Raw genomic sequence first — 22,703 nt, 5'->3', positions numbered from 1 at the left:
CGGGGCCTGCCGCGCCGGAACTCCCGGCGGTGCGGGCGCTGTCGCCGCGCACCGCCGGGAACCGTCGTCCGGTCCGGTGACCTACGGCTGTTCGCCGTCGTGGAGCGCGGTCACCTCCTGGTCGGTGAGCGCCTTGTCGTACACCCGCACCTGGTCGACGGAGCCGTTCCAGAAGTCGGTGTTGCCGCCCGACCACTTGGCCCGGCCCACGGACAGCGCGCCCGTGCTGACGTCCGCGGTCCCGGCCTGCGCGGTGGAGGCGAGCTTGCCGTCGACGTACAGCTTGATCTCGTCGCCGCCGCGTACGCCGACGAGGTGGTACCACCGGCCGAGCTCGGGCTCGATCTCCAGCCGCGCCCGGTGGGCGCCGGGGGTGGAGAAGGCGAAGCCGCCCTGCCCGTACTGAAGGTAGAACGGGTTCTCCTGGCGGCGGCCGTCCTGGCTGAGGACGGTCGCGTAGTTGCCCGGCAGCGCGTCGAGCGAGGCCCAGGCGGACACGGTGTAGTCGCCGGTGGTGTCGACGACCGGGCCGTCGGTCTGCGCGTACTGGCCGTCGCCGTCGAACTTCAGCGCCGAGCCCCGCACTCCGGGCGTCCAGGACGCCCCCTCGGTGAGGGTCAGGTCCTTCTGGTTCGGGCCGCTGTCGGCTGCCTTGGTGCCCTCGTTCTCGTCGAGCGACCAGGCACCGCCGCCCTTGACCTCGTCCCGCTCACCGGCGGCCGCGCCGGCCGCGATGACCTCCTCGTTGATCGCCCGTACCTTCGCCGGGTCGACCTTGATCTCACGGCGGTCGTACGTCCAGAGACCGTTGAGCTCGTTCTCCAGGTCGGTCACCTGGGTGTAGATGGAGCCGGAGAGTTCGGCGCCGGCCTGCTCCAGGTAGTACGTGCGGGTGTTGTCGACGTACTTGGCGGTCAGGGCGTCCTTGTCCGCGACACCGCTGTAGATCGCGGTGGGCGCGCCGGGCCACATGCGGCCGGGGATGCGCAGGGTGAAGCCACCGTGCTCACCGTCGATCGCTGCGCGCGTCTCGTCCGGGAAGGCCGGGTCGGTGTTGTTGTAGTCGTGGTGGTCGATGATGTCGCCCTTGCCGGAATCGCCCTTGGAGTTGCAGCAGTTGACACCGCTGTGGGCGCTGACGACGCGCGAGGGGTCCGCGGCCTGGACCTTTTCGGTGATCCTGCCGGTCTCGGTGCGGTCCCACTCGCCCCAGCCCTCGTTGAAGACGATCCAGGCTCCGATGGAGGGGTAGTTGTGCATCTGCTCCATCATCTCGGCGCCCTGGTCGAGGAAGGCCTTCTGGCCCTTCTCGCCGGTGAGGTTGCCGGAGACGAAGTCCTGCCACACCAGGAGGCCCAGCTGGTCCGCGTGGTAGTACCACCGGGCGGGCTCGACCTTGATGTGCTTGCGGACGGAGTTGAAGCCGAGGTCCTTCTGGGCCTTCAGGTCGAAGACCAGTGCGTCGTCGCTGGGCGCCGTGTTCAGGCCGTCCGGGTAGAAGCCCTGGTCGAGCTGGGCGAGGGAGAAGAACGGCTTCCCGTTGAGCACCAGCTTCTGGTAGCCGCCGACCTCGGCGACGCCGAAGGACCGCATCCCGAAGTAGCTGTCGACGGTGTCCTTGGAGCGGCCGTCCTTGAGGGTGACCTGGAGGTCGTACAGGTAGGGGTCGTCCGGCGTCCACAGGTGCTGCCCGGCGACCGGCAGGCTCAGCTCGCTGTTGGCCGGGCCTGTGACGGTGCCGACGACCTTGCCCTTCTTGTCCCGGGCGACGGCGGTGACGCGGGCGGACTTCGAGGCGTTCTCGGAGTCGACCGTCAGGGCGAGCCGGCCCTTGTCGATGTCGGGCGTCGTCTTCAGGGAGTCGACGGCGGCGGGCGCGACGGGCTCCATCCAGACGGTCTGCCAGATGCCGGAGGAAGCGGTGTAGAAGATGCCGCTGGGGTTGGGGGACTGCTTGCCCGTGGGCTGGTCGGCTCCCGTGGTGTCGGTGACCGCGACCACGATCTCCTGGGGGCCGCTGCCCTTGAGGGCGTCGGTGATGTCGGCGCTGAAGGCGGTGTAGCCGCCGGTGTGCTCGGCGACCTGCTTGCCGTTGACCCAGACCCGGGCCTGGTAGTCGACGGCACCGAAGTTGAGCTTCAGCCGGTCGTCACCGCTCCGCTTGCCGACCGACCAGCCCTTGGGCACGGTGACCAGCTTGCGGTAGAACATGTGGTCCTCGTGGCGCTCCAGTCCGGAGAGCTGGGACTCGACGGGGTACGGCACGGTGATGCGCTCGTCGAGCTTCCTGCCGAAGACCGGCTGCTCGCCCGCCTCGGCCCCGGCGAACTCCCACGGTCCGTTGAGGTTCTTCCAGTCGTCGCGCACCTGCTGCGGGCGGGGGTACTCGGGCAGCGGGTTCCTGCGGTCGACCTTCTCGCCCCACGGGGTGAGAAGCCGGTGCGTGGAGAGGTTCTTCGCCCGGCGGCTGATCTCCGGGACTGTCTCGTCGCCGGCCTTCAGGCCGCCCTCACCGTCGTACGCGAACTTGACCTGCTGGCCCTTCTGGACGGCCGCATCGAGGGTGACGACTAGGGCCTTGCGGTTGCCCGGGACCCTCGCGACCGACTTGACGGGCATCGGCGTGGTGTCCGCCTCGACGGCGAGGTGGTCCTTCACGTCCTCGATGCCGCTGATGTCGTGGTCGAAGGCGGCCTGCAGCTTCAGACCGTTCTCGGCGACGCTCAGCCCGACCGGGTAGACCTCGAAGTCGGCGGGCGGGGTGAAGGCCGACTCGGGGACGAGCTGCTTGGCGAGCTTCGCGCTGGACCAGCGCAGGAACATGTTCGCTCCGCCGGTGTCCTGGAACATCTCCAGCCGGAACGTGTGCGGTTCGCCGGCCTCGAGTGCGATCGGCGCGCTGGTCTGCTCCTTGTCCCAGTCCGGCTCCCAGTGGTCGATGACGGCCTTGTCGTCGATGAAGAGCCGGAAGCCGTTGTCACCGATGGCGGCGAAGGTGTAGTCGCCGGTCTCCGGGGCCTCGATCTGCCCCGTCCAGCGGGCGGTGGTGTGCTCGGTCCTTCCGGTGGCCGACTCGAACGCACCGGTCAGGCCGGGGAAGTTGATCTCCGGGTCGAGTGCCACGGCGCCGAGCTCCGCGAAGTCGCGGGCGCCCGGGGCGGACATGGCGAAGTACTCACCCTTGAGGCCGCGCACCTCGGTGGAGGGGACCTCCGCCGAGGCGGCCGGTGCGGAGGCGGTGCCCGCGGCGGGGGACGCGGCGGCAGCCGGGACCAGGATGGCCCCCACAGGGAGCAGCAGCGCCGCCGTACAGGCGAGTGATCTGAAGAGCGTGCGGGGGCGGGCTAGTTGTCGTATCAAGGCGTCGTCCTCGTCGAAGAAGCCGAAGTGCCCCGAACCGCGGAGCACTGCACATAGTCGAACATTGAGCCACAGCCTCAAACACCTGACAACGGTCGTGCACCCAGAATTTTCAACGATAGAAAATCCGGGCCCCTCCTGCCCTCCCCTCCGGGCACGCCGGAGCCCGGAGGACGGCACGGGGCCGCCCACCGGGCTCCGGAACAGGTACGGCCGGTGTACTACTGCGGAAGGCCCGCAGGCCCCGTGGCCCAGGACGTGTTCGGCCGGTCGGTGAGCCGGTAGGTCAGCGACCCGCCCCGGGTGACCAGCCGGGCGTCCGTCCAGGACCTGTCACTCGCCCGCCCGTCGACGCTGACCGCGTCGATGTACGGATGTGTGGCATCGGCCTGCGGAGCGCTGATGCGGATGTCCCCGCCCTGCGGCCGGTCCAGCACCGCGGACGGGAAGAGCGGCGCCCCCAGCAGCATGGTGGCGCTGCCCGGCGTCTGCGGGTAGATGCCGAGCGCCGAGAAGACGTACCAGGCCGACATCGTGCCGAGGTCGTCGTTGCCGGGCAGACCGCGCGGGCCGGTCCCGTAGACCGTGTTCACGATCTCACGCACGGTCTCCTGGGTCTTCCAGGGCTGACCCAGCGCGTTGTAGAGCCACGGGGCGTGGATGCCCGGCTCGTTGGTCGGGTCGTAGCGCAGCGCGTCACCGCCCTTGACCGACCAGGAACCGTCCGCCTTGTGGAAGAAGCCGTCCAGCCTCTTCGCCGCGGTCTCCCGGCCGCCCATGGCTGCCGCCAGGCCCTGCACGTCCTGCGGGACCATCCAGGTGTACGTGGCGCTGGTCCCCTGGGCGAAGCCTCGGTCACTGCCCGGACCGAAGGGGGTCACCCAGGAGCCGTCGAGGTTGCGCGCCTGGATGTAGCCGGTGGTCCCGGCTCCGTCGCCGGCCGCGGGGTTGAACACGTTGCGCCACCAGGTGCCGCGCTCCTCGAAGGCGTCGGCCTCCTCGTCACGCCCCAGCAGCCGGGCCCAGCGCCCGAGCGCCGCGTCGGCGACCGCGTCCTCCAGGGTCTCGGCGGCACCGCCCCAGCAGTGGCAGACGTCATGGGCGGCGTAGTGGGATTCGAGGTACTGGGCGAGGTTGGGCCGCTGGCCGGTGCACTGGCCGGGACAGCCCGCGTCGGAGAGGCCGTCCAGGTGGGGCACGGTGGCCTGGCGGGCCAGGGACTCGAAGGCGCCCTCGTAGTCGAAGTTGCGCACACCCATGGCGTAGAACGTGGCGAGGGTGGCGGCCGTGGGGTCACCGGTCATCACGTGCGTGGCACCGTTGACGTGCACCCAGCGGTCCCAGACGCCTCCGTTCTGCCGGGCGAAGTTGTACAGCGACTGGGCGAAGTCACCGGCGATCCTCGGCTTGAGGAGGGCGAGGAGCTGGATCTGTGCGCGGTACTGGTCCCAGCCGGAGAAGTTGCTGTACTGCGCCTTCTGCCCCCGCACCACGCGGTGCGGCCTCCCGTCCATGCCCGGGTAGCGGCCGTCGGTGTCACTGATCAGGTTCGGCTGCATCAGCGAGTGGTACAGCGCGGTGTAGAACGAGGTGCGCTGCGCGTCGCTCCCGCCCCCGGTGCGCACGGCGGCGAGTTCACGGTCCCAGGCTGCGGATCCCGCCCGGGCCACGTCGTCGACGCTCGCCCTCGGCGTGATCTCCTTGCGGAGATTGGCCTCGGCGCCGGCCTGACTGACGTAGGAGATCCCGATCCTCATGCGGACGTCGTCGTCGGCCCCGGTGTCGAAGCCGACCCAGCCGCCGGATCCGCGCCCGGCCCGGTCGGCCCCGGTGGCGTAACCCTCGCCACCGCTTCCGCTGGTCGCGCCCGGTGCGAGGGTGCCGTCGCGCCAGGTTCCCGTGGAGGCGAAGTCACGGTCGAAGGAGGCGCTGAAGTAGAGCCTGTAGTAGCTCTTGCGGTTGTTGGTACCACCGTTGGCGCGACGGCCGCAGAAGGCCCCGGTGAGCACCGAACCGGTCACCTTGCGGTGGGCGGTGTCGATGTCGACCTCGGCGTCCTCGCTGCCGTTGAGGGAGTTCGACACCCGGAAGAGGAGATTGGCGGGCTTGTCCGCCGGGAAGCTGAAGTCCGCCACTCCCGCGCGTTCACTGACGGCCAGGTCCGCCGTGGCGCCCGAGTCCAGTCCGACGGTGTAACGGCCGGGCACGGCACGCTCGTTGTCGTGGGAGAAGCCGGACGCGTAGACGGCGTCCCTGGTGTCCGCGGAAGGGGACGAGGTGACATCGCCGACGAACGGCATGATGGGCACGTCACCCGCGGCTCCGGGATTGCACCCCGCCCCGTTGACGTGGGTGAGGCTCAGTCCGCGCATCCGGGTCACCCCGTACTCGTAACCGTTGGCCGCCCCGGTGCTCGTCTGGTCGCCCGTGGTGCTGGTCGGTGACCAGGCGATCATCCCGTACGGACGGACCGCTCCGGGATAGGTGTTGCCGCCGTTCGCCGTGCCGATCATCGGGTCCACGTAGGCGGTGGGACGCGTGACGAGCACCTCCGCCTGGGCGGCCGGCGGTGTGACGGCGCCGGCGAGCGCGCCGGTGAGGACGATCGCGGCGGCCCGTGCGGTGAGGCGCCGGGCCGCGGACGCTCTGGAGGGCATGTTCTCGGATACCTCCGACAGAAGTGGACAACGTTGTCAACACGGACCAGCGTTGATCGATTCGGGCCGAGCGTAGGTCCCCACGGCGTGCGGGGGAACGCCACGGGCGGATCCGACCGGTGAACGAGGGATGAACGGGCCTTCGAAGCCCTGGTCCTGGCACGATGAAGGCCGCCAGGAGCCGCGTCGGGCCCACCGCAGAGGAGCACCGTGATCCGCTGGACGTACGCCTTCATCGACCGCCCGGCGGCGGCCGCCGGGCGAGCCGCCGCCTTCTGGAGCGCGGTCACCGGGACTCGTGTCTCCACGCCGTGGGGCGAGCGGGGCGAATTCACCACCCTGCTCCCGGGCGGGGCTGACGCCTGCCTGGCGGTCCAATCGGTGGGCGGGGCGGGCGGGGCTCATCCCGATCTGGCGGTGGAGGACATGCCCGCCTTCACCGCCCTGGCCTGCCGGCTGGGCGCGGAGATCACGGCCCGGGAAACGGAGCTGACGGTCCTCCGCTCCCCCGGCGGCCAGCCCTTCTGCGTCGTGCCCTGGCGCGGCCAGAAGCGGCGGCCCCCGATCCTCGCGGGTCCCGGCATTGCCACGAGCCGGCTGGACCAGCTCTGCCTCGACGTGTCACCGGCCGTGTTCGACGCGGAGGTCGCGTTCTGGGCGGGACTGACCGGCTGGGACGCCCGCCCGGGTGACCACCGGGAGTTCCATGTGCTCCGCCCGTCCCAGGATCTTCCGGTCCATCTGCTCGTCCAGCGTCTGGAGGAGCCCCGCGCCGCCTCCGCGCACCTGGACGTGGCGTGTTCCGACCTGGCCGCCGGAAGGACGCGGCACGAAGCGCGGGGCGCCGAGTTCGTGCGCGAGGGCGACGGGTGGACGGTGATGCGGGACCCGGCGGGAGGTCTCTACTGCCTCACGGGGCGCGACCCCGTCACGGGCGAGTAGGACCGCCGACGAGCGGGCCGCGCCCGAAGAGGAGAGGGGGCACGGCCCGCAGGCGCGCTACGGCGTGATGACGCTCGGCCGGGGCGCGGTGGCCATCCCGCTGCCGATGGCGAAGCTGGGATGCGGCGGCTGGTTGTAAGCGGTGTTCTGCCAGGCCAGTGCCGTCCGGTACATGGTGTCGTGCAGCAAGGTGGTGATCTTCGTGCCGGTCTCGTGCGGCGTGGAGTAGATCCGCAGCGCCGTGTTGTTGGTGGTCGCCCAGACGACCTCCTCCCGCCAGTCTCCGAAGAGGTCACCGGAGATCGCGGGCGTGGCCTTGCTGCCGTTCCCCGAGTGGACCGAGGCCCCGGTCAGCAGCCGGGTGTCGCCCGACGTGCCGTACTTGTCGATGTGGGTGCCGTCGAGCAGTTCACGAGTGGTGTCACCGTCCCACCAGGACAGGAAGTTGGAGCTGGACGGCTTGCGGCTGGTCACCACGTTGCCCTTCGGACCGCGCACGCCTGAGACGGCGGAGGACCACGACTCGGCGCCGGCGCTGCCGGACCAGATGTCACCGGACACGCCGCGCCCGTTGTCCCCGCCCGCCGGGGTGGACCAGAGGATCTGGCCGGTCCTCGCGTCGGCCATCCACGAGGACGGCTTCGAGCTGTCCTCGTCGACCTTGAACTCCTCGAGACCTGCCCGGGAGGGGTCGAGATCCCCTACGTGCATGGCGTCGCCGTGGCCGTTCTTCGTCGTCCACAGTCCGCTGCCGTTGTCGTCCACGGCCATGGCGCCGTACATGATCTCGTCCTTGCCGTCACCGTCGGCGTCGGCGACGGACAGCTGGTGGTTACCCTGGCCGTCGTAGCCCTTGCCGGCGTTGGTCGAGCTGTTCGTGTCGAAGGTCCAGCGCCGGGTGAAGGCTCCGCCCCGCCAGTCCCAGGCGGCGATGACGCTGCGCGTGTAGTAACCGCGCGCCATGATCAGGGACGGCCTCGCGCCGTCCAGGTAGGCGGTACCGGCGAGGAAGCGGTCGACCCGGTTGCCGTAGGAGTCACCCCAGGAGGACACCGTGCCGCGCGCGGGGACGTAGTCGACGGTGCCCATCGCCGCGCCGGTCCGCCCGTTGAACATCGTCAGGAACTCAGGCCCGGACAGGATGTATCCGGCGGAGTTGCGGTGGTCGGCGGAGGAGCTGCCGATCACCTTTCCGGTGCCGTCGACGCTGCCGTCGGCGGTCTTCATCGCCACCTCGGCCTGGCCGTCACCGTCGTAGTCGTACACCTGGAACTGGGTGTAGTGCGCGCCCGAGCGGATGTTGCGCCCGAGGTCGATCCGCCAGAGACGGGTGCCGTCGAGACGGATCCCGTCGACGATCGTGTTGCCCGTGTAGCCGGACTGGGAGTTGTCCTTGGCGTTGGTGGGCTGCCACTTCAGGATGAAGTCGAGGGCGCCGTCGCCGTCCAGGTCGCCGACGGACGCGTCGTTGGCCTCGTAGGTGTAGGCCACGCCGTCGGGTGTCGTCCCTCCGGCGGGCGGGCTGATGGGTACGTCCTTGTATCCGGCCCGGAACTGGACCGCGTGCACGGAGTCACCCTGTTCCACGCCGTCGACGACCGCGCGCACGGTGTAGTCGGCGGTGGCGGGCGCACCGGAGTGGAAGTAGTTCGTGGACGCGGTGACCGGGGTGGCGTTGACCTTGGTGCCGGCCCGGTAGACGTTGAAGGAGACGTTGTCGGGGTCGGTGCCCAGCCAGCGCCAGCTGACGAGGTTCCCGCTGTCGGTGTGCACGCTCACGACGCCGCGGTCGAGCGCTTCGGCCTGCCGCGCGGTGGCGGCCTGCGAGGCCGGGCCGAGTGCTACGAGGCCACCGGCGGCGAGCAGCCCGGCCGTCAGAGCGCCGACCAGCGCACGGGTACGGGTGGTGCGGCGTCTGCGGTGGGGGCGGGGATCGGAGGGGGGAAGCAGAGGCTCCACGAGAGGCACCTTCTGGCAGGGGACGGCTTACGCCCCCTCAGTTGCTCCCGGAAGCCGAAAGGTTGCCGTCGCGTTCCGTCGGTGTTGCGCCCGGCGGCGTCGCACCGGCCGCCTTCCCCCGCCATGGGCGGGCCGCGTCCGCCGCGGCGTGCAGCGAGCGCAGGGCGAGCAGCAGGAAGCCGATGTCGTCGAGATAGACGGGGTCCGGCAGGAGGTCGACGGGCGACACGGTGTAGATCATCGCCGCCCACACGAGCGCCTTGTTCCGCAAGGGGACGCCCGCGTCGACGAGGAGCTTCCTGGCCCGGATCACCCGTACCAGGAGGACGGCTGCGGCACCCGCCATGAGCAGGAGCGCCAGCGCGCCGATGAGGAGCCAGACCGAGATGTCCATGGTTCATCGTCTCCCGGCGGAGCGCCCGGGGCCAGGAGGCGTCACCCGTGGCTCCTGGCCTGCTGCCGGGCACGGCGACGCTTCAGGGCACGGCGTTCGTTCTCGTCCATGCCTCCCCAGACACCCGCGTCCTGGCCGTTCTCCAGGGCCCATTCCAGGCACTTTTCCCGTACGGGGCAGGTCCCGCAGACGGTCTTGGCCTCCGCGGTCTGCATGACCGCGGGACCGCTGCTGCCGATGGGGAAGAACAGGTCCGGATCCTCTTCGCGGCAGGCCGCGCGCATGCGCCAGTTGTCCATGTCGCTCACTCCTTCTCGGGCTCCGTTTCGGTTCCGCACTGTGCGCGTGACCGTCATCGGGCGTTCGAAACCACAACTGGCCGGTCCTTCAAGGCTTTCCGGTGTTCCGGTTGTCCTCCGGCCCGGCGGAGGGCAGGGGCGGGGGCAGGGGCGAACCGGGGGGTGGTGCGATCGCGCACGCTCCGTCCAGCCGGATGCGGTAGTCCATGACGGCGGCCGGTTCGTCGATGATGTCCACCCGGGCCCCCGGGATCTCCAGGATCGCCCGGTCCCCGATCTCCGCGACCGGGACGCGGAGCAGGTGGAGCGGCGGGACCCCGGTCAGGGGGTGCGGCGGGGAGTCGAGCGGCAGCACCTGCACGGTGAGGTGCCGCAGGCCGGCCGCCTCCTCCAGCGCCGCCCGCTGTGCGGCCATCACGGCGGGCCCGCCGACATCCGTGTGGAGGGCCGCGGCGGGCATCAGGGCCCAGAGGGCGGCGCCGCGCTCCGCCAGCCGGCGTCGGCGCTCAGCCAGCAGTTCCAGGTGCTGGTCGCGCCGCCGCCGGGAACCGCCGGTCAGGGCCCGGCACAGAACGGCTTCGTAGGCGGGGATGCGCAGGAGTTCGGGTACCAGGGCGGGGTGCCAGGTCCGGATGAGCGCGGCGGACGACTCGATGCCGATGACCTCCTGTCGCCACGGCTCCAGCGTGTCCCGCCACCGGTGCCACCAGCCGGGCAGGTTCGCGGCCGCGATCCCCGCCATGATCGGCTCGGCCTCGGCGGCGGGGACCGCGTACCGCTCCAGGAGGACACGGACCTGGTGGGCGTCGAGCCCGGTCTCGGCGCGTTCGATGCGCCGGACCGTGGCGGGGTGGGCGCCCAGCGCCACGGCCGCCGCCTGGAGGCTGACGCCCGCACGCTCCCGCAGCATCCGCAGGCGCGCCGCCAGGACGCGGTGTTCGACGGTGGGGCCGGACCGGGGCCTCATCCACGCACCTTCCTCGCCTGCTCCGGCGCGGGGTGGGGTGTCGGAGCGGTCGCAGCCGCCGAATCGGACCCATCCCCACATTCTGTCTCTTGCAAAGTATGCGCTTTGCGCGGACAGTACGTACATGTCGGAAATAGTCATACGTACGCGTCCGGCCCCCGAGGGCTCGGGCGCCCGGAGCGCACAGAGCTGGTGGATCCCCCGACTCCCCCGGGGTGTCCCTGTCGCCAGGCACCGTGTGCAGGAAGCCATGCGGGGATGGGGAGAGCCCGACGAGCGCGTCGAGACGGCGGCCCTGGTGATGACCGAGCTGGTCGCGAACGCCGTGGAGCACACCGCGGGCCGGCGGATCCGGTGCCGCGTGCTGCGGACTCCCGGCCGGGTGCGCATCTGCGTGTGGAACCGCGGCAGGCTGCACGTGGCCGGCCTGCCCGGTCCCCGGAAGGCGGAGCCCTGCGGCGCTCCCGCAGACGGGGCACGTGGCACGGAGGGCCCTGGCCCGGTGGTCTCGGGCGGCCCGGACGATGCCTCCGTCCTCGCCTCGGTGGCCGAGGACGGCCGTGGTCTCATGCTCGTGGACGCGCTGGCGACGCGTTGGGGCACACGCACCAGCGTGTCCGGCCGCCTCGTCTGGGCCGATGTCTGAGCACCCCGTGGCAGCTCAGGCGAGCGCCGCCCGGCACTCCGGGTGACCCCAGCCGTTCGGATTCTTGGCGATCATGTCCTTGGCCGCGTACGGCTTTCCGCAGTGGCACCGGCCCGCGAACTTGGCCCGGATCGTGCCGCCCGAGCGCGGCCGTCCGGTGGAGCCGGCCGAGGACCCGCCCTTGTCGGCCCCCGCTCCCGCCGTCCGGCTCTTCGTCGAGCGGGCGGGCGCCGGCACCGGCATCTCCGCGCTGCCATGGGCGGTACCCGCCGCCTGCTGCGAGACGGCCACCTCACTCGCGGCATGGTCGGCCACCGCGTTGAGCGGGTCGCCGTCGACCTGGTGCGCCGGAACGTAGCGGAAGGTCACGCTGCGGCCGCTCAGCAGCTCGTCGATGCCGACCACCAGTTCCCGGTTGGCGACCGGCTTGCCCGCCGAGGTCTTCCAGCCGTTGCGCTTCCACCCCGGCAGCCACTTGGTCACCGCGTTCATCGCGTACTGCGAGTCCATGCGCACCTCTACGGGCACAGCGGGATCGGTCGACCTCAGCAGTTCCAGCAGGGCGGTGAGCTCGGCGACGTTGTTCGTGGCGGTACCCAGCGGACCCGCCTCCCACCGCTGAGGGTTGCCCAGGTCATCGGCCACGACCCACGCCCAGGCGGCAGGTCCCGGATTGCCCTTCGATGCCCCGTCACACGCGGCGATGATGCGCTCGTTCATGCCCTGATCATGCCAGCCCTGGAGGCCGGGTCACGATCGAGTCGGCGTACGGTACGCCTTCCGGACGCCCGGCCCCCTGGGGGCCGGGCCACGCCCGGACGTGACTCGGGGCCCCCAGCCGCACGACCCGGCCGGGAGCCCCGTCGAGTGCGTCAGAGAACGCCGGACCCGGAGACGGCGATCTTCGCCTTGGTCTTGCCGTTCGAGGAGCCGTACGACTCGATCTTGCGGACGAGGCCCATGCTCTCCTCGTCGGCGACCTCACCGAACACGACGTGCTTGCCGTCCAGCCACGGGGTGACGACGGTCGTGATGAAGAACTGCGAGCCGTTGCTGTTCGGGCCGGCGTTGGCCATCGAGAGCAGACCGGGCTTGTTGTGCTTCAGGGTGAAGTTCTCGTCGGCGAACTTCTCGCCGTAGATGCTCTTGCCGCCGGTGCCGTTGCCGTTGGTGAAGTCGCCGCCCTGGAGCATGAAGTCCGGGATGACCCGGTGGAACGGGGAGCCCGCGTAACCGAAGCCCTGCTCGCCGGTGGCCAGCGCACGGAAGTTCTCCGCGGTCTTGGGGGCCACGTCGTCGAAGAGGTTGAACACGATCCGCCCTGCGGGCTGGTCGTCGATGGTGATGTCGAAATACGCCTTGATGGTCATGTGCCCATCCTGACATCACTTGCCGTCCCCCGATGCACAGGCCCCACCCACTGGAGCCGCCGGCCGCGCGATGGGAGGCGTTCCACCGGTCGGAGCCGTGCCACGCCGTTTCGGCCAGGGAACCGGTGAGGAGAATACCGCTTCCCCCTTGCCGACACCGGTCCGGGACAGAAGCTCGTGCGTCCGGGCCTTCAGCATCCATCGCGAAGGGGCCAGACGGACGCGCTGTCCGCCGCTGGTGACCAGCGCGTTCACGGGCGTCATCGGATCCAGCGCCATCGTCCTGGCCAGCAGGACGCCGACGGCCAGCGGGAGCAGGGTCACGGCCAGGGCCGTTCCGGCAGTGGTCAGGTTCTGGATGCGGGGGCGCGTCGGCGCGTCGGGGGCCATGACCCCATTCGACCGCCGGGGGCCCGTGCCGCCATCGGGTCACGTACTCAGACGAGCCGCTCCCCCGTACTCACTCCGGGTGCCGTCGGCCCACGGCGTCGGCCCGGCCGCCGGCTCCCAGGAGCCCCGTGGCCTCGAAGGGGCTCCGCCGCTCCAGGCCGGGCAGCACGCGCTTCGAGACGGCCGTCACGACCGGGGGCATCGCGGCACGCACCCACTGCGTGGTGCGGAGCCACGCGGGCACGTACGCCGCGGCGCTGCGCCGCTCCACGGCGCGCCCCATGCGGCGCGCCACGAACTCCGCGGGGTAGACCTTGCGCGCAGGCCGGGGCATGTGCGCCCGCAGCTCACGCAGCACGGCGTACCGGTCGGCGTCGCGGATCATGTCGGTGTCGGTCCAGTTCAGGTAGCCGATGCCCACCCCGACGTGCTCGTGGGCGAGCTCGGCGCGCAGCGCGTGCGCGAAGGACTCCACACCGGCCTTGGAAGCGCAGTAGGCGCTCATCATGGGCGCGGCACCGATGGAGGCCAGCGAGGCGATCTGGAGGTAGTAGCCACGCGTGGCGCGCAGCTGGGGCAGGAAGGCACGTGCGGTGATCGCACTGCCGATCAGGTTGACCTCGACCACGCGCCGCCAGGTCGCCGGGTCGGATTCCGCGAAGGGGCCGCCCTCGGCCAGCCCCGCGTTGGCGACCACGACCGAGACGGGCCCGAGCTGCCTCCGGACGTCGTCGGCCACCTCCGCCATGGCGGTCTCGTCGGTGACATCGGCCTCCCAGCACCGCGCACGGCCGGGGAGCGAGTCCCGCACCGCTGCCAGGCCCGGTTCCTCCAGGCCGAGCAGAGCGACCGTGGCGCCCCGGCTCCACAGGTCCCGCGCGATGGCCGCGCCGACGCCCCGCGCCGCGCCGGTCACGACGGCGACACGGCCCTCCAGGGGACCGACTGTGCCCGTCATCCATGTCTCCTCGGGGTCGGCGACGGTGGTGCCTCCCCCAGCATTCCTGGTGCCCGGCCGCCCCGCGAGGCGAACCGGCCCCCGCGGGGACGCCCTGGCCGGCCTTCATTCCGGAGGGGAGGGCGGGCCCCAGTGGGAGAAGCGGGGCAGCCACTTCACCCGGTAGGAGGGGTGCCCGGCGTGCTCGGCGGCCATCTGGCGGACGACGAACCCCAGCCCGACGGCGCGGCCCGAGGTGAAGTCCTGGGCCGGGCGATCGGAGTCCAGAACCGCGATCTCCTCGTACTCGTCCAGGAGCACCCTGGTGGTCTCGATGCGGCGCAGCGTGTGCGCCGGGTCCTGGAGGGCGATGTGCCGGTCGTAGCCGCGCGCCCGTACGACGAACGCGATGCCGCCGGTGCGGTCGTGCACCTCACCGGGCGCCTCGGCCGGGGTGCGCCAGCCGTCGCCGCCCGCTTCCCGCGCGACACTCTCCTCCTCGGCGAGGCGTGCCCGCACGAAGGCCAACAGGTCCGAATTGTCTGCCATCTGGTTCCGCATCCTTCTCGCTCACGGACCGCGGCGGAAGATCCTCTCATCGCCGCGGGCCCGTTCTGCCCGACCAGCAGAGAATGCCTCACCCGGGCGCCACGGGCGCAGTCCGCACCGGACTCGTTCCGTATGCCGGACACCGCGTCCGGTCGCGGCCGGCGGGAATCAGCGGGCAGCCGCCGGGCGGGCCCTCACGTGGGCACATGTCCACGCTCGGCGCGGTCGGCCCCCCGTGAGGTGCCGGTTCCTCCCCGGCGACGCCTCACCCGAGGGGCCGGACCGCGGACCCGTGCTGTGAGCGATGAGGCGTGAACCGCGCGTGGGCGCGGGACCGCCTCCGAGGGCTGCTCCTCACACGGGCGGTGAAGGTTCCGTGCCCGCCTGTGCGCACACCGAGGCGGCGGCCCGGGCGGCGAACGACAGCATGTCCCTCACCTCCTCCGGAGTCGGTGTCGCGGTGAACGTACCGAGCGCGCCCATGCGGCTCAGCAGGCCCGCGGTGAACGCGTCCCCCGCGCCGATCGTGTTGACGACCTCGACCGGCACGGCCGGCGCGGAGACGGGCGGCCCGGTCGCCGTGTACGCCGTACTGCCCTCCGCGCCCCGGGTGAGGACGACCAGCCGTCCCGGTGCCGCGAGCTTCCTGCAGGTCTCCTCCGGATCGGTTCCCGGCCACAGCCTTTCCAGGTCCTCGTCGCTGGCCTTCACGACATGGGCGAGGCCGCACAGCTCGCGCAGCGTCGCCGATCCGTGGTCCGCGCCCAGGGTCCGGTCCTGGCGGACGTTCGGGTCCACGACGAGCAGGGAGTGCTCGACGGCCGCGAGAGCGGTCGCCCGCACGGCCGACGCCGACGGCTCGACCACGGCCGCGAGACCGCCCACGTACACGGCCCCGAACCCCGCGGCCCTCGTGGACAGGTCCGGCAGCCGGAAGGTCGCCGTGTCCTGGAGGTGGAAGTGGTACCCCGTTCCGGCGTCGCCCGGTTCGGCGACGGCCAGCGCGGTGGGCAGGCCGGAGCGTTCGCAGAGGCCGAGGTCGACCCCGGCCGCCCGCATCCGGTCCTCGATCATCCGCGCGAACCCGTCGCCCCCGAGCCCCCCGGCGAACGACGCCGGGGTGCCGAGCCTGGCCAGTCCGACGGCGACGTTGGCCGGGGCCCCACCGAACTGCGCGGACCGTACGCCGCCGTCGCCTGCCACGGGTACGAGGTCGACGAGCGCCTCGCCGAGCACGAGGACGGCGCCGGGCCCGCCCGTCACGGCTGGACCACGATCTTGCGGCCGATACCCGCCTTGAAGCGGTCGATGGCCTGCGGGTACGCGTCGAGCGGCAGCCGGTCGCTGATGAAGACGGCGGGGTCGAGGACCCCGGCGGCGAAGAGCGCGGCGGCTCGCTCGTAGCTGTGCAGGACGGCCATCGAGCCGGTGATGGTGATCTCCTGGTTGTAGATCCGGTACGGCTCGATGACCGCTCTCGCCGCGTAGTCGGCGACTCCGAACTGGAGGAACGTGCCGCCCTTGGCGACGCGGCCCAGGCCGTCCTGGATGGCGGCCGCGTTGCCGGTCGCGTCGATGACGACGTCCCAGCCGCCGGGGCGGTCCAGTTCGTCGGCCGCGGCCGCGGACCGGGAGCAGCCGAGGAGCGCCGCGGTGGCGAGGCGGTCCGGGTTGACGTCCAGGACGTCCACTCCGGCGGCCCCGGTGCGCTTGGCGAGTTCCAGCATCATCAGGCCCATGGTCCCGGAGCCGTAGATGAGCACCTCCGCGCCGAGGGTGCTGTTCAGCACGTCGTAACCGCGGACCGCGCAGGACAGCGGCTCGATGAGGGCCGCGTCCTTCACGTCGATGTGCTCGGGCAGCTTGACGCAGTTGGCGACGGGGGCGACGGCGTACTCGGCCGCGCCGCCGGCCACCGTGACGCCGATCGCGGCCCATCGCTCGCAGAGGTTGCCGCGCCCGACGCGGCAGTAGCGGCACTCGTGGCAGTGCAGGGAGGGGTCGACGGCGACCCGGTCGCCGACGGCCAGCTCCGTGACGTCCCGGCCGACGCCCACGATCTCCCCGGCGAACTCATGGCCGGGGACGATCGGCAGGGTGGGAGCGAACTCGCCCTGCAGGATGTGGAGATCGGTCCCGCACAGCCCGCACGACGCGACGGACACGACGACGTCACGGGGGCCGGGCGTCGGGTCGGGGACGGTGGTGACGGAGACCTTGCCGGGGGCTTCGACGATCGCTGCCCGCATTATTTCACTGCTCCAAGAGACAGGCCCTGGACGAGTTTGTCCTGGGCTGCGTAGCCGGCGGCGAGCACCGGCAGGGACACGACGACGGACGCGGCGCACAGCTGGGCGAGGAAGAGGCCCTGGCTGGTGACGAATCCGGTGAGGAAGACGGGTGCCGTCTGGGCGACGACACCGGTGAGCACCCGCGCGAAGAGCAACTCGTTCCAGCTGAAGATGAAGCAGATCAGCGCGGTGGCCGCGATTCCCGGCGCGGCCATGGGCGCGACCACCCGGGCGAGGACGGTCGGCAGCCTCGCGCCGTCGACCTGGGCGGCCTCGATGACGGACACCGGTACGTCCGCGAGGAACGACTGCATCATCCAGACCGCGATCGGCAGGTTCATCGAGGTGTAGAGCAGGACGAGGAGCCAGATGTTGTCCAGCATCCCGGCGTTCTTGGCGAACAGGTAGATGGGGAGGAGGCCCGCGACGACCGGCAGCATCTTCGTGGAGAGGAAGAAGAACATCACGTCCGTCCACTTGGGGACGCGCCGGATGGAGAGGGCGTACGCCGCCGGCAGCGCCAGCAGGAGCACCAGGACCGTGGAGAAGAACGACGCGCCCAGGGAGTTCAGCAGGGGCGGCCACGGAGTGACCCCGGTTTCGGAGCCGAAGAAGGCACGGTAGCCGTCGAGGGTGAGGGGCGCGAAGACGGACGGCGGGTTGGTGGCGGCGTCCGACTCCGCGTGCAGCGAGGTCAGCAGCATCCACAGAGCGGGCAGGCAGAAGGCGAGTCCCGCGGCCCAGGCCAGCAGGCCCAGTGCGGTGGAGCGGCGTTTGGCCCGCCGCTGGATCCGCTGTGCGGACGGAGCGGGGACGGTGGCGGTGGTCATGCGCGGTTCGCCTCCTCACTGAAGAGGGACGAGACGGTCCGGAGCGCGAAGGTGGCGATGATGATCGTGCCGATCACCACCACGACCCCCGCGGCGGACGCCAGTCCGTATTCGTGGGCCTGGTAGAAGGTCTGGTAGATCGTGTACGGAAGGTTGGCGGTGCCGAGTCCGCCGGCGGTGATCGTGAACACCGCGTCGAAGTTCTGCACGATGTAGACGGCGCCGAGCAGGACGCCGAGTTCGAGGTACCTGCGCAGGTGCGGCAGGGTGAGGTAGCGGAAGGTCTGCCAGACGCTCGCGCCGTCCAGACGTGCTGCCTCGACGACCTCGGCGGGCCGGCTCTGGAGCCCCGCGAGCAGGATCAGCATCATGAACGGCGTCCACTGCCAGACGAGCGCGGCGATGACCGCGAGCAGCGGCATGTCCGCGATCCAGTCCGGCTGGCTGGGGCTCGTGTCGCCGAAGAGGTCTCCGAGCCAACTGAGCGCGCCGTTGAACAGGCCGTATTCGGGGTTGTAGAGCGCGTGCTTCCACAGGAGGGCGGCGGAGACGGGCACGATCAGGAACGGCGTGATGAGCAGGGTGCGGACCATGCCCCGGCCGAAGAACGTGCGGTCGAGGAGCAGCGCGAGGGCCAGTCCGAGGACCACGGTGGTGATGACGACACCGGCGGTCAGCAGGATCGTGGTGAGGACCGAGTCCCGGAGCGCGGCGTCGGTGAAGACGGAGGCGTAGTTGTCGAGCCCGTTGAAGGCGCGTTTGTCGGGGTTGAGCGAGTTCCAGTCGAAGAGGGAGATCACCAGGGTCGCCACGAACGGCAGCTGGGTGACGACGATCAGGAAGATCAGCGCCGGTAGCAGCGGAGCCCTGGTGGCCCAGGCCCGGGGGCCGGTCTTCCTGCGGGCGGGGGCCGGGGCGGCGGGTGGCCGGGGCGGCGACTGGGGGATGGTGTCGGCTGCTGTGGTCATCGGTACTCCTTGGCGACCTGTTCGGCCAGCTTCTGGGAAGTGGCCAGCGCCTTGTCGACGGACTGGCGGCCGGCGATGGCCGCGCTGATCTCCTGGGCGACCCTGGTGCCGAGATCGGTGAACTCGGGTATGCCGACGAACTGGATGCCGGGCACGGGGCGCGGCTGGACGCCCGGGTTCTTCGGGTCGGCGCCGGAGATGGCCTGCTCCGTGACGTCCGCGAACGCGCCCGCCGCCTTGCGGTATTCGGGGTTGTCGTAGGTGGAGGCCCGCTTGCCGGCGGGCGCGTTGGACCAGCCGCTGGTCGCACCGACGAGTGCCTCGTACTCCTTGCCGGAGGCCCAGGAGACGAACTTCCAGGCGTCGTCCGACTTCTTGGATGCCTTCTGGATGCCCCAGGCCCAGGTGTAGAGCCATCCCGAGCTCTTGGTCTGCTCGACCGGCGCGGGTACGTAGCCGATCTTCCCCTTGACCGGGGAGCCGGCCGCCTCCAGGGAGCCGGCACCCGCCGTGGCGTCGTACCACATGGCGGTCTTGCCCTGGGTCATGTTGTTCAGGCACTCGGCGTACCCGGCCTGGGAGGCTCCGCGTTCCCCGTGCTCGCGCACGAGGTCGACGTAGAACTTCGTGGCCTTCTTGAACTCGGGTGAGGTGAGCTGGGGTTGCCAGTCCTCCGTGAACCAGGTGCCGCCCATGGTGTTGACGACGGTGGTGAGCGGCGCCATGAGTTCACCCCAACCGGGGAGGCCGCGCAGGCAGATGCCCTTCATGCCGGGTTCGGCGCCGTCCGCCTGTGCCGCGAGTCCGGCCACCTGGTCCCAGGTGGGGTGCTCGGGCATCGTCAGCCCCTTCGCCTCGAAGAGGTCCTTGCGGTACATGAGGAAGGACGACTCGCCGTAGAAGGGTTCGGCGTAGAGCTTCCCCTCGGCGGTGAGCGACTCCCTCAGGGGTTCGAGGATGTCGTCCTGGTCGAAGGCGGTGTCCTCCGCCGCGTAGGTGTCGAGCGGGTGCAGCCAGTCGTTCTTCGCGAAGAAGGGCACCTCGAAGTTGCTGATGGTGCCGACGTCGTACTGTCCGGCCTGGTTGGAGAAGTCCTGGCTGATCTTGTCCCGGACGTCGTTCTCCGGGAGCACCGTGAAGTGGACCTTGATGCCGGTCTCCTCGGTGAAGTGCTCCGCGGTGAGCTTCTGCAGCTCGACCATCTGCGGGTTGTTCACCATCAGTACGTTCAGCGCGTCACCGCCTCCGAACGCGGTGCCGCCTGCTCCGGCGCACCCGGCGGCGAGGAAGGTCATCACCGCCGTGCCCGCGACCGCACGCACGCGGGTCCCACGGCGTCGTTGCTGGTGGGGCATAAGTAGTTCTCCTGATCGGTCGTAACGGCTGGCGGATCGAGGCCCGTGCCCTCCGGCTCTCCTCACGGTTCAGGGCATGGCGGGGCGGTCCTCCGGCCTCCTGCCGGAAACGGCGAGGCGGGCGGGGACGGTTCGGCGGGGTGGGGGGACGGAGGTCCGGCGACCGCCGTCGGTCGGTTCAGACGCGGATGACGTTCGGGCCGAGCAGGGAGTAGCGCTGGGCCTCCGCGGACGGCAGCCCGGTGTCGGTGACCACGGCCTCGAAGTCTCCGACATCGGCGAAACGGCAGAAGCTCACCGCACCGAACTTGGAGTGCACCCCGGCGAAGACACGACGGCGGGCGCTGCGCATGGCCTGCGCCTTGACCTCGCCGACCGCCGGGTCCGGGGTGGTCAGCCCGTACTGGCGCGAGATGCCGTTCGCGCCGACGTAGGCCAGGTCGATGACGAAGTCGGCGAGCATGCGGGTGGCCCAGTGGTCGACGGTCGCCATGGTGCTGCCGCGCAGGCGCCCGCCCAGGAGGAGGACGGCGGTCTTCTCGGCGTCCGCGAGGACCGACGCGACGGCCAGTGAGGCGGTGACCACCGTCAGCGGCCGGTCGCGGGGAAGCGCTTCGGCGATGAGCTGCGGGGTGAAACCCTCGTCCACGAAGACCGTTTCGGCGTCACCGAGCAGACCGGCGGCCGCCGTCGCGATACGCGACTTCTGCGGCACGTGGTGCGTGGTGCGCATCGCCAGGGTGGTCTCGAACCCGGCGCTCTCGACCGGGTACGCACCACCGTGCGTGCGGCGCACGAGGCCGTGTTCCTCGAGGATGTGCAAATCGCGTCTGATGGTCTCCTTGGCCACCTCGAACCGTTCGGCCAGCCGGCTCACATCGACCGCACCGTCCCGGCGAGCCGTCTCCAGAATTCCTCGTCGGCGTTCCTCGGTGCCCACGACACCATCCCTGCGCTAGTGCGTATCTGCCGTGGTCCCGGTGTCCGTTCGGGCCACGCATTGTTTGTACAAGCAGTGACGGCTGTTCGGCCAGCTTCTTCGCGCCACGGGCTGTGCCCGTTCATGCCCGCTTCCTCACAGCTCCCCCGCTGGTGGGTGACGTCGTCCCCGCACCGGGGCCCGTGTCCGGTGTCCGCATCGCCGACGTCCACGCCCGTTCCGCGCCCGTTCGGTGCCCGTCAGCGGTCACTCAGGCGCCCGGCGGGCCTGTGCGGCGAGTCGGCACCCGCCTGCGCCGAGGTCATTTCGCCGCCTCAACGACAGCCTCACCCCTGTCAGTTGCTGTGGCAGACTTCGCAGGTGGAGCAGTTCACCTCATCTGCAACGGAGCTCGTCATGACAACTGGGACGCCCCAGCCACCGATCGACACCAGCAGGCCTCACTCGGCCCGGGTCTACGACTCGCTGCTCGGCGGCAAGGACAACTACCCGGTGGACGAGGCCGTGGCCCGGCAGCTGCCGGCCGAGGCGAAGGCGGGGGCGTTCCAGAACCGTGCCTTCATGAACCGCGCGACGGCCTGGCTGGCGGGCGAGGGGATCAGCCAGTTCCTGGACATCGGCACGGGCATCCCGACCGCGCCGAACCTCCACCAGATCGCCCAGGGGATCAATCCGCGGTCTCGGGTCGTCTACTGCGACAACGACCCGATCGTCCTGCGGCACGCGGAGGCCCTCCTGATCAGCACCCCGGAGGGGGCCACGGACTACGTACACGCGGATGTCCTCCGGCCCGGCACCATTCTGGACGCGGCCCGCAAGGTCCTGGACTTCGACCGCCCCGTGGCCCTGTCGCTCCTGGGTCTTCTCCACTTCCTCCCCGACGACCTGGACCCGCGGGCCATCGTGCGCACCCTGACGGACGCTCTGCGGCCGGGCAGCTACCTGGTGCTGTCCCAGGGTGCCTCGGACGTGAACCCCGAGCGCGGCGAGCAGGGGACGGCCGAGTACGGCAAGGGCGGCATCCGGCTCGCGCTGCGCACCCGCGCCGAGTTCGCCGGCTTCTTCGAGGGCCTGGAGATCGTCGAGCCGGGTCTGGTGACGGCCCCCGAGTGGTTCCGCTCCACGCCCGCCCCCGATCCGGAGATGAGCGGCGTCTACGTCGCGGTCGCCCGCATCCCGTAGCACCGGTCCGGAAGAGGACGCAGTCATGACCGAAGACAGCCGGCACGCGGCAGCCGAGGCGTTCGACGCCATCGGGGCCGACTACGAGACGGCCTTCGCCGGCTCGGCCGCGCACCGCGCTTCGCTGGACCGGCTGCTGGAGGTGCTGCCCCCGCACAGCAGGGTTCTGGACGTCGGCAGCGGAACGGGCCGGCCGACAGCCCACACACTGGCGGCAGCCGGGCACGAGGTGTCGGGGGTCGACGTCTCGCCCGTCATGGCGGAACTGGCGTCCGCGCGTGTTCCCGAGGCGTCCTTCCGCTGCGCCGACATCCGAGAGGTCCCGCTGGAGGAGGAGAGCTTCGACGCGGTCTGCGTCTACTTCTCGCTCCTGCAGATGTCACGCGACGAGCAGCGTGCACTCGTGCACCGCCTGGCGGCGGCGCTCAAGCCGGGCGGCCGGCTTGCCCTGGCGACGGTGCCGCTGGATGTGGAGGGGGTGAGCGCCGTCTTCATGGGCCAGGAGGTACGGGTGAACAGCTTCGGTCCCGAGGCGTTCAGGGCGCTCGTGACGGGCGCCGGGCTCACCGTCCTGCACGAGGACAGCACGGTGTTCACGCCGTCGCACCCGGGGGCGGTACCCGAGCCCCACCTCTTCCTCGACTGCCGCCGGTGACCTGGCGGTCTT

The 22,703-nt window shown here is 71.0% G+C and carries 21 protein-coding genes; 4 read left to right on the top strand and 17 right to left on the bottom strand.

Annotated features, from left to right (window positions below; genetic code table 11):
• Positions 1-81: 81 nt before the first annotated feature.
• Positions 82-3,408, bottom strand: a complete 3,327-nt coding sequence (locus ABT001_RS08900) for a LamG-like jellyroll fold domain-containing protein (protein WP_351274450.1) — start codon at positions 3,406-3,408, stop codon at positions 82-84.
• Positions 3,409-3,581: 173 nt separating this feature from the next.
• Positions 3,582-6,017 carry a GH92 family glycosyl hydrolase gene (locus tag ABT001_RS08895; protein ID WP_351274447.1) on the bottom strand — a complete coding sequence of 812 codons (2,436 nt, stop codon included), beginning with the start codon at positions 6,015-6,017 and terminating at the stop codon, positions 3,582-3,584.
• A gap of 210 nt (positions 6,018-6,227) precedes the next feature.
• Here ABT001_RS08895 and ABT001_RS08890 point away from each other — a divergent pair, with 210 nt between their 5' ends.
• Positions 6,228-6,959 (top strand): VOC family protein, encoded by a 732-nt coding sequence (locus ABT001_RS08890; protein WP_351274444.1) that lies wholly within the window; start codon positions 6,228-6,230, stop codon positions 6,957-6,959.
• Positions 6,960-7,016: 57 nt separating this feature from the next.
• Here the strand turns inward: ABT001_RS08890 and ABT001_RS08885 are convergent, their stop codons facing one another.
• From ABT001_RS08885 to ABT001_RS08870, 4 genes are all read right to left on the bottom strand, one after another.
• On the bottom strand, positions 7,017-8,918 hold the full coding sequence (locus tag ABT001_RS08885) for a rhamnogalacturonan lyase (protein ID WP_351274441.1): 1,902 nt from the start codon (positions 8,916-8,918) through the stop codon (positions 7,017-7,019).
• Between the two features lie 37 nt (positions 8,919-8,955).
• A complete protein-coding gene (locus tag ABT001_RS08880; protein ID WP_351274439.1) occupies positions 8,956-9,312 on the bottom strand; it encodes a YkvA family protein in 357 nt (118 codons plus the stop codon).
• 41 nt (positions 9,313-9,353) lie between these two features.
• Positions 9,354-9,611, bottom strand: coding sequence for a WhiB family transcriptional regulator (locus ABT001_RS08875; RefSeq protein ID WP_351274436.1), 258 nt, complete (start codon positions 9,609-9,611; stop codon positions 9,354-9,356).
• Positions 9,612-9,699: 88 nt separating this feature from the next.
• Positions 9,700-10,578 (bottom strand): Scr1 family TA system antitoxin-like transcriptional regulator, encoded by an 879-nt coding sequence (locus ABT001_RS08870; RefSeq protein WP_351274433.1) that lies wholly within the window; start codon positions 10,576-10,578, stop codon positions 9,700-9,702.
• Between the two features lie 196 nt (positions 10,579-10,774).
• Here ABT001_RS08870 and ABT001_RS08865 point away from each other — a divergent pair, with 196 nt between their 5' ends.
• A complete protein-coding gene (locus ABT001_RS08865) occupies positions 10,775-11,224 on the top strand; it encodes an ATP-binding protein (protein WP_351274818.1) in 450 nt (149 codons plus the stop codon).
• Between the two features lie 15 nt (positions 11,225-11,239).
• Here the strand turns inward: ABT001_RS08865 and ABT001_RS08860 are convergent, their stop codons facing one another.
• The 11 genes from ABT001_RS08860 to ABT001_RS08810 all read right to left on the bottom strand — a co-directional run bounded on the left by ABT001_RS08860 (position 11,240) and on the right by ABT001_RS08810 (position 20,854).
• Positions 11,240-11,944 (bottom strand): ribonuclease H family protein, encoded by a 705-nt coding sequence (locus ABT001_RS08860; protein WP_351274430.1) that lies wholly within the window; start codon positions 11,942-11,944, stop codon positions 11,240-11,242.
• 152 nt (positions 11,945-12,096) lie between these two features.
• On the bottom strand, positions 12,097-12,594 hold the full coding sequence (locus tag ABT001_RS08855; protein WP_351274428.1) for a peptidylprolyl isomerase: 498 nt from the start codon (positions 12,592-12,594) through the stop codon (positions 12,097-12,099).
• 15 nt (positions 12,595-12,609) lie between these two features.
• On the bottom strand, positions 12,610-12,984 hold the full coding sequence (locus tag ABT001_RS08850; protein WP_351274425.1) for a hypothetical protein: 375 nt from the start codon (positions 12,982-12,984) through the stop codon (positions 12,610-12,612).
• Between the two features lie 70 nt (positions 12,985-13,054).
• Complete coding sequence (locus tag ABT001_RS08845; protein ID WP_351274423.1) at positions 13,055-13,942, bottom strand: SDR family oxidoreductase; 888 nt, start codon at positions 13,940-13,942, stop codon at positions 13,055-13,057.
• Between the two features lie 105 nt (positions 13,943-14,047).
• Positions 14,048-14,470: a DUF6221 family protein gene (locus tag ABT001_RS08840; RefSeq protein ID WP_351274421.1), complete on the bottom strand. Its 423-nt coding sequence runs from the start codon at positions 14,468-14,470 to the stop codon at positions 14,048-14,050.
• Between the two features lie 354 nt (positions 14,471-14,824).
• Positions 14,825-15,733 carry a PfkB family carbohydrate kinase gene (locus ABT001_RS08835; protein ID WP_351274418.1) on the bottom strand — a complete coding sequence of 303 codons (909 nt, stop codon included), beginning with the start codon at positions 15,731-15,733 and terminating at the stop codon, positions 14,825-14,827.
• Positions 15,730-16,719: a zinc-dependent alcohol dehydrogenase family protein gene (locus ABT001_RS08830; protein WP_351274416.1), complete on the bottom strand. Its 990-nt coding sequence runs from the start codon at positions 16,717-16,719 to the stop codon at positions 15,730-15,732. Before ABT001_RS08830 ends, ABT001_RS08835 begins: the two co-directional genes overlap by 4 nt.
• Positions 16,719-17,591: a carbohydrate ABC transporter permease gene (locus tag ABT001_RS08825; RefSeq protein ID WP_351274414.1), complete on the bottom strand. Its 873-nt coding sequence runs from the start codon at positions 17,589-17,591 to the stop codon at positions 16,719-16,721. Before ABT001_RS08825 ends, ABT001_RS08830 begins: the two co-directional genes overlap by 1 nt.
• A complete protein-coding gene (locus tag ABT001_RS08820; protein WP_351274412.1) occupies positions 17,588-18,559 on the bottom strand; it encodes a carbohydrate ABC transporter permease in 972 nt (323 codons plus the stop codon). The genes ABT001_RS08825 and ABT001_RS08820 overlap by 4 nt, the downstream gene beginning before the upstream one ends.
• Positions 18,556-19,914 carry an ABC transporter substrate-binding protein gene (locus ABT001_RS08815; protein WP_502967445.1) on the bottom strand — a complete coding sequence of 453 codons (1,359 nt, stop codon included), beginning with the start codon at positions 19,912-19,914 and terminating at the stop codon, positions 18,556-18,558. Before ABT001_RS08815 ends, ABT001_RS08820 begins: the two co-directional genes overlap by 4 nt.
• A gap of 178 nt (positions 19,915-20,092) precedes the next feature.
• The gene (locus tag ABT001_RS08810; protein ID WP_351274411.1) at positions 20,093-20,854 is read right to left on the bottom strand and encodes a DeoR/GlpR family DNA-binding transcription regulator; all 762 of its coding nucleotides are present in this window, start codon (positions 20,852-20,854) and stop codon (positions 20,093-20,095) included.
• 396 nt (positions 20,855-21,250) lie between these two features.
• On the opposite strand from ABT001_RS08810, the gene ABT001_RS08805 reads away from it, so the two are divergent.
• Together ABT001_RS08805 and ABT001_RS08800 are read left to right on the top strand one after the other, a co-directional pair.
• Entirely contained in the window at positions 21,251-22,036 is a 786-nt protein-coding gene (locus tag ABT001_RS08805) for an SAM-dependent methyltransferase (protein WP_351274408.1), read from the top strand.
• A gap of 25 nt (positions 22,037-22,061) precedes the next feature.
• Positions 22,062-22,691 carry a class I SAM-dependent methyltransferase gene (locus tag ABT001_RS08800; RefSeq protein ID WP_351274405.1) on the top strand — a complete coding sequence of 210 codons (630 nt, stop codon included), beginning with the start codon at positions 22,062-22,064 and terminating at the stop codon, positions 22,689-22,691.
• Positions 22,692-22,703 lie beyond the last annotated feature (12 nt).

The sequence above is a fragment of the Streptomyces sp. NPDC002793 genome, assembly GCF_040295485.1.
Classification (GTDB): domain Bacteria; phylum Actinomycetota; class Actinomycetes; order Streptomycetales; family Streptomycetaceae; genus Streptomyces.
The sequence above is the reverse complement of the archived record's forward strand: the minus strand, read 5'-3'. Positions and strand labels throughout refer to the sequence as shown.

Bases quoted from the DNA above. Each gene is read 5' to 3' on its own strand.
- ABT001_RS08895 (WP_351274447.1), bottom strand. From the start codon at position 6,017: ATGCCCTCCAGAGCGTCCGCGGCCCGGCGCCTCACCGCACGGGCCGCC.
- ABT001_RS08880 (WP_351274439.1), bottom strand. From the start codon at position 9,312: ATGGACATCTCGGTCTGGCTCCTCATCGGCGCGCTGGCGCTCCTGCTC.
- ABT001_RS08875 (WP_351274436.1), bottom strand. From the start codon at position 9,611: ATGGACAACTGGCGCATGCGCGCGGCCTGCCGCGAAGAGGATCCGGAC.
- ABT001_RS08870 (WP_351274433.1), bottom strand. From the start codon at position 10,578: ATGAGGCCCCGGTCCGGCCCCACCGTCGAACACCGCGTCCTGGCGGCG.
- ABT001_RS08860 (WP_351274430.1), bottom strand. From the start codon at position 11,944: ATGAACGAGCGCATCATCGCCGCGTGTGACGGGGCATCGAAGGGCAAT.
- ABT001_RS08855 (WP_351274428.1), bottom strand. From the start codon at position 12,594: ATGACCATCAAGGCGTATTTCGACATCACCATCGACGACCAGCCCGCA.
- ABT001_RS08850 (WP_351274425.1), bottom strand. From the start codon at position 12,984: ATGGCCCCCGACGCGCCGACGCGCCCCCGCATCCAGAACCTGACCACT.
- ABT001_RS08845 (WP_351274423.1), bottom strand. From the start codon at position 13,942: ATGACGGGCACAGTCGGTCCCCTGGAGGGCCGTGTCGCCGTCGTGACC.
- ABT001_RS08840 (WP_351274421.1), bottom strand. From the start codon at position 14,470: ATGGCAGACAATTCGGACCTGTTGGCCTTCGTGCGGGCACGCCTCGCC.
- ABT001_RS08830 (WP_351274416.1), bottom strand. From the start codon at position 16,719: ATGCGGGCAGCGATCGTCGAAGCCCCCGGCAAGGTCTCCGTCACCACC.
- ABT001_RS08825 (WP_351274414.1), bottom strand. From the start codon at position 17,591: ATGACCACCGCCACCGTCCCCGCTCCGTCCGCACAGCGGATCCAGCGG.
- ABT001_RS08820 (WP_351274412.1), bottom strand. From the start codon at position 18,559: ATGACCACAGCAGCCGACACCATCCCCCAGTCGCCGCCCCGGCCACCC.
- ABT001_RS08815 (WP_502967445.1), bottom strand. From the start codon at position 19,914: ATGCCCCACCAGCAACGACGCCGTGGGACCCGCGTGCGTGCGGTCGCG.
- ABT001_RS08805 (WP_351274408.1), top strand. From the start codon at position 21,251: ATGACAACTGGGACGCCCCAGCCACCGATCGACACCAGCAGGCCTCAC.
- ABT001_RS08800 (WP_351274405.1), top strand. From the start codon at position 22,062: ATGACCGAAGACAGCCGGCACGCGGCAGCCGAGGCGTTCGACGCCATC.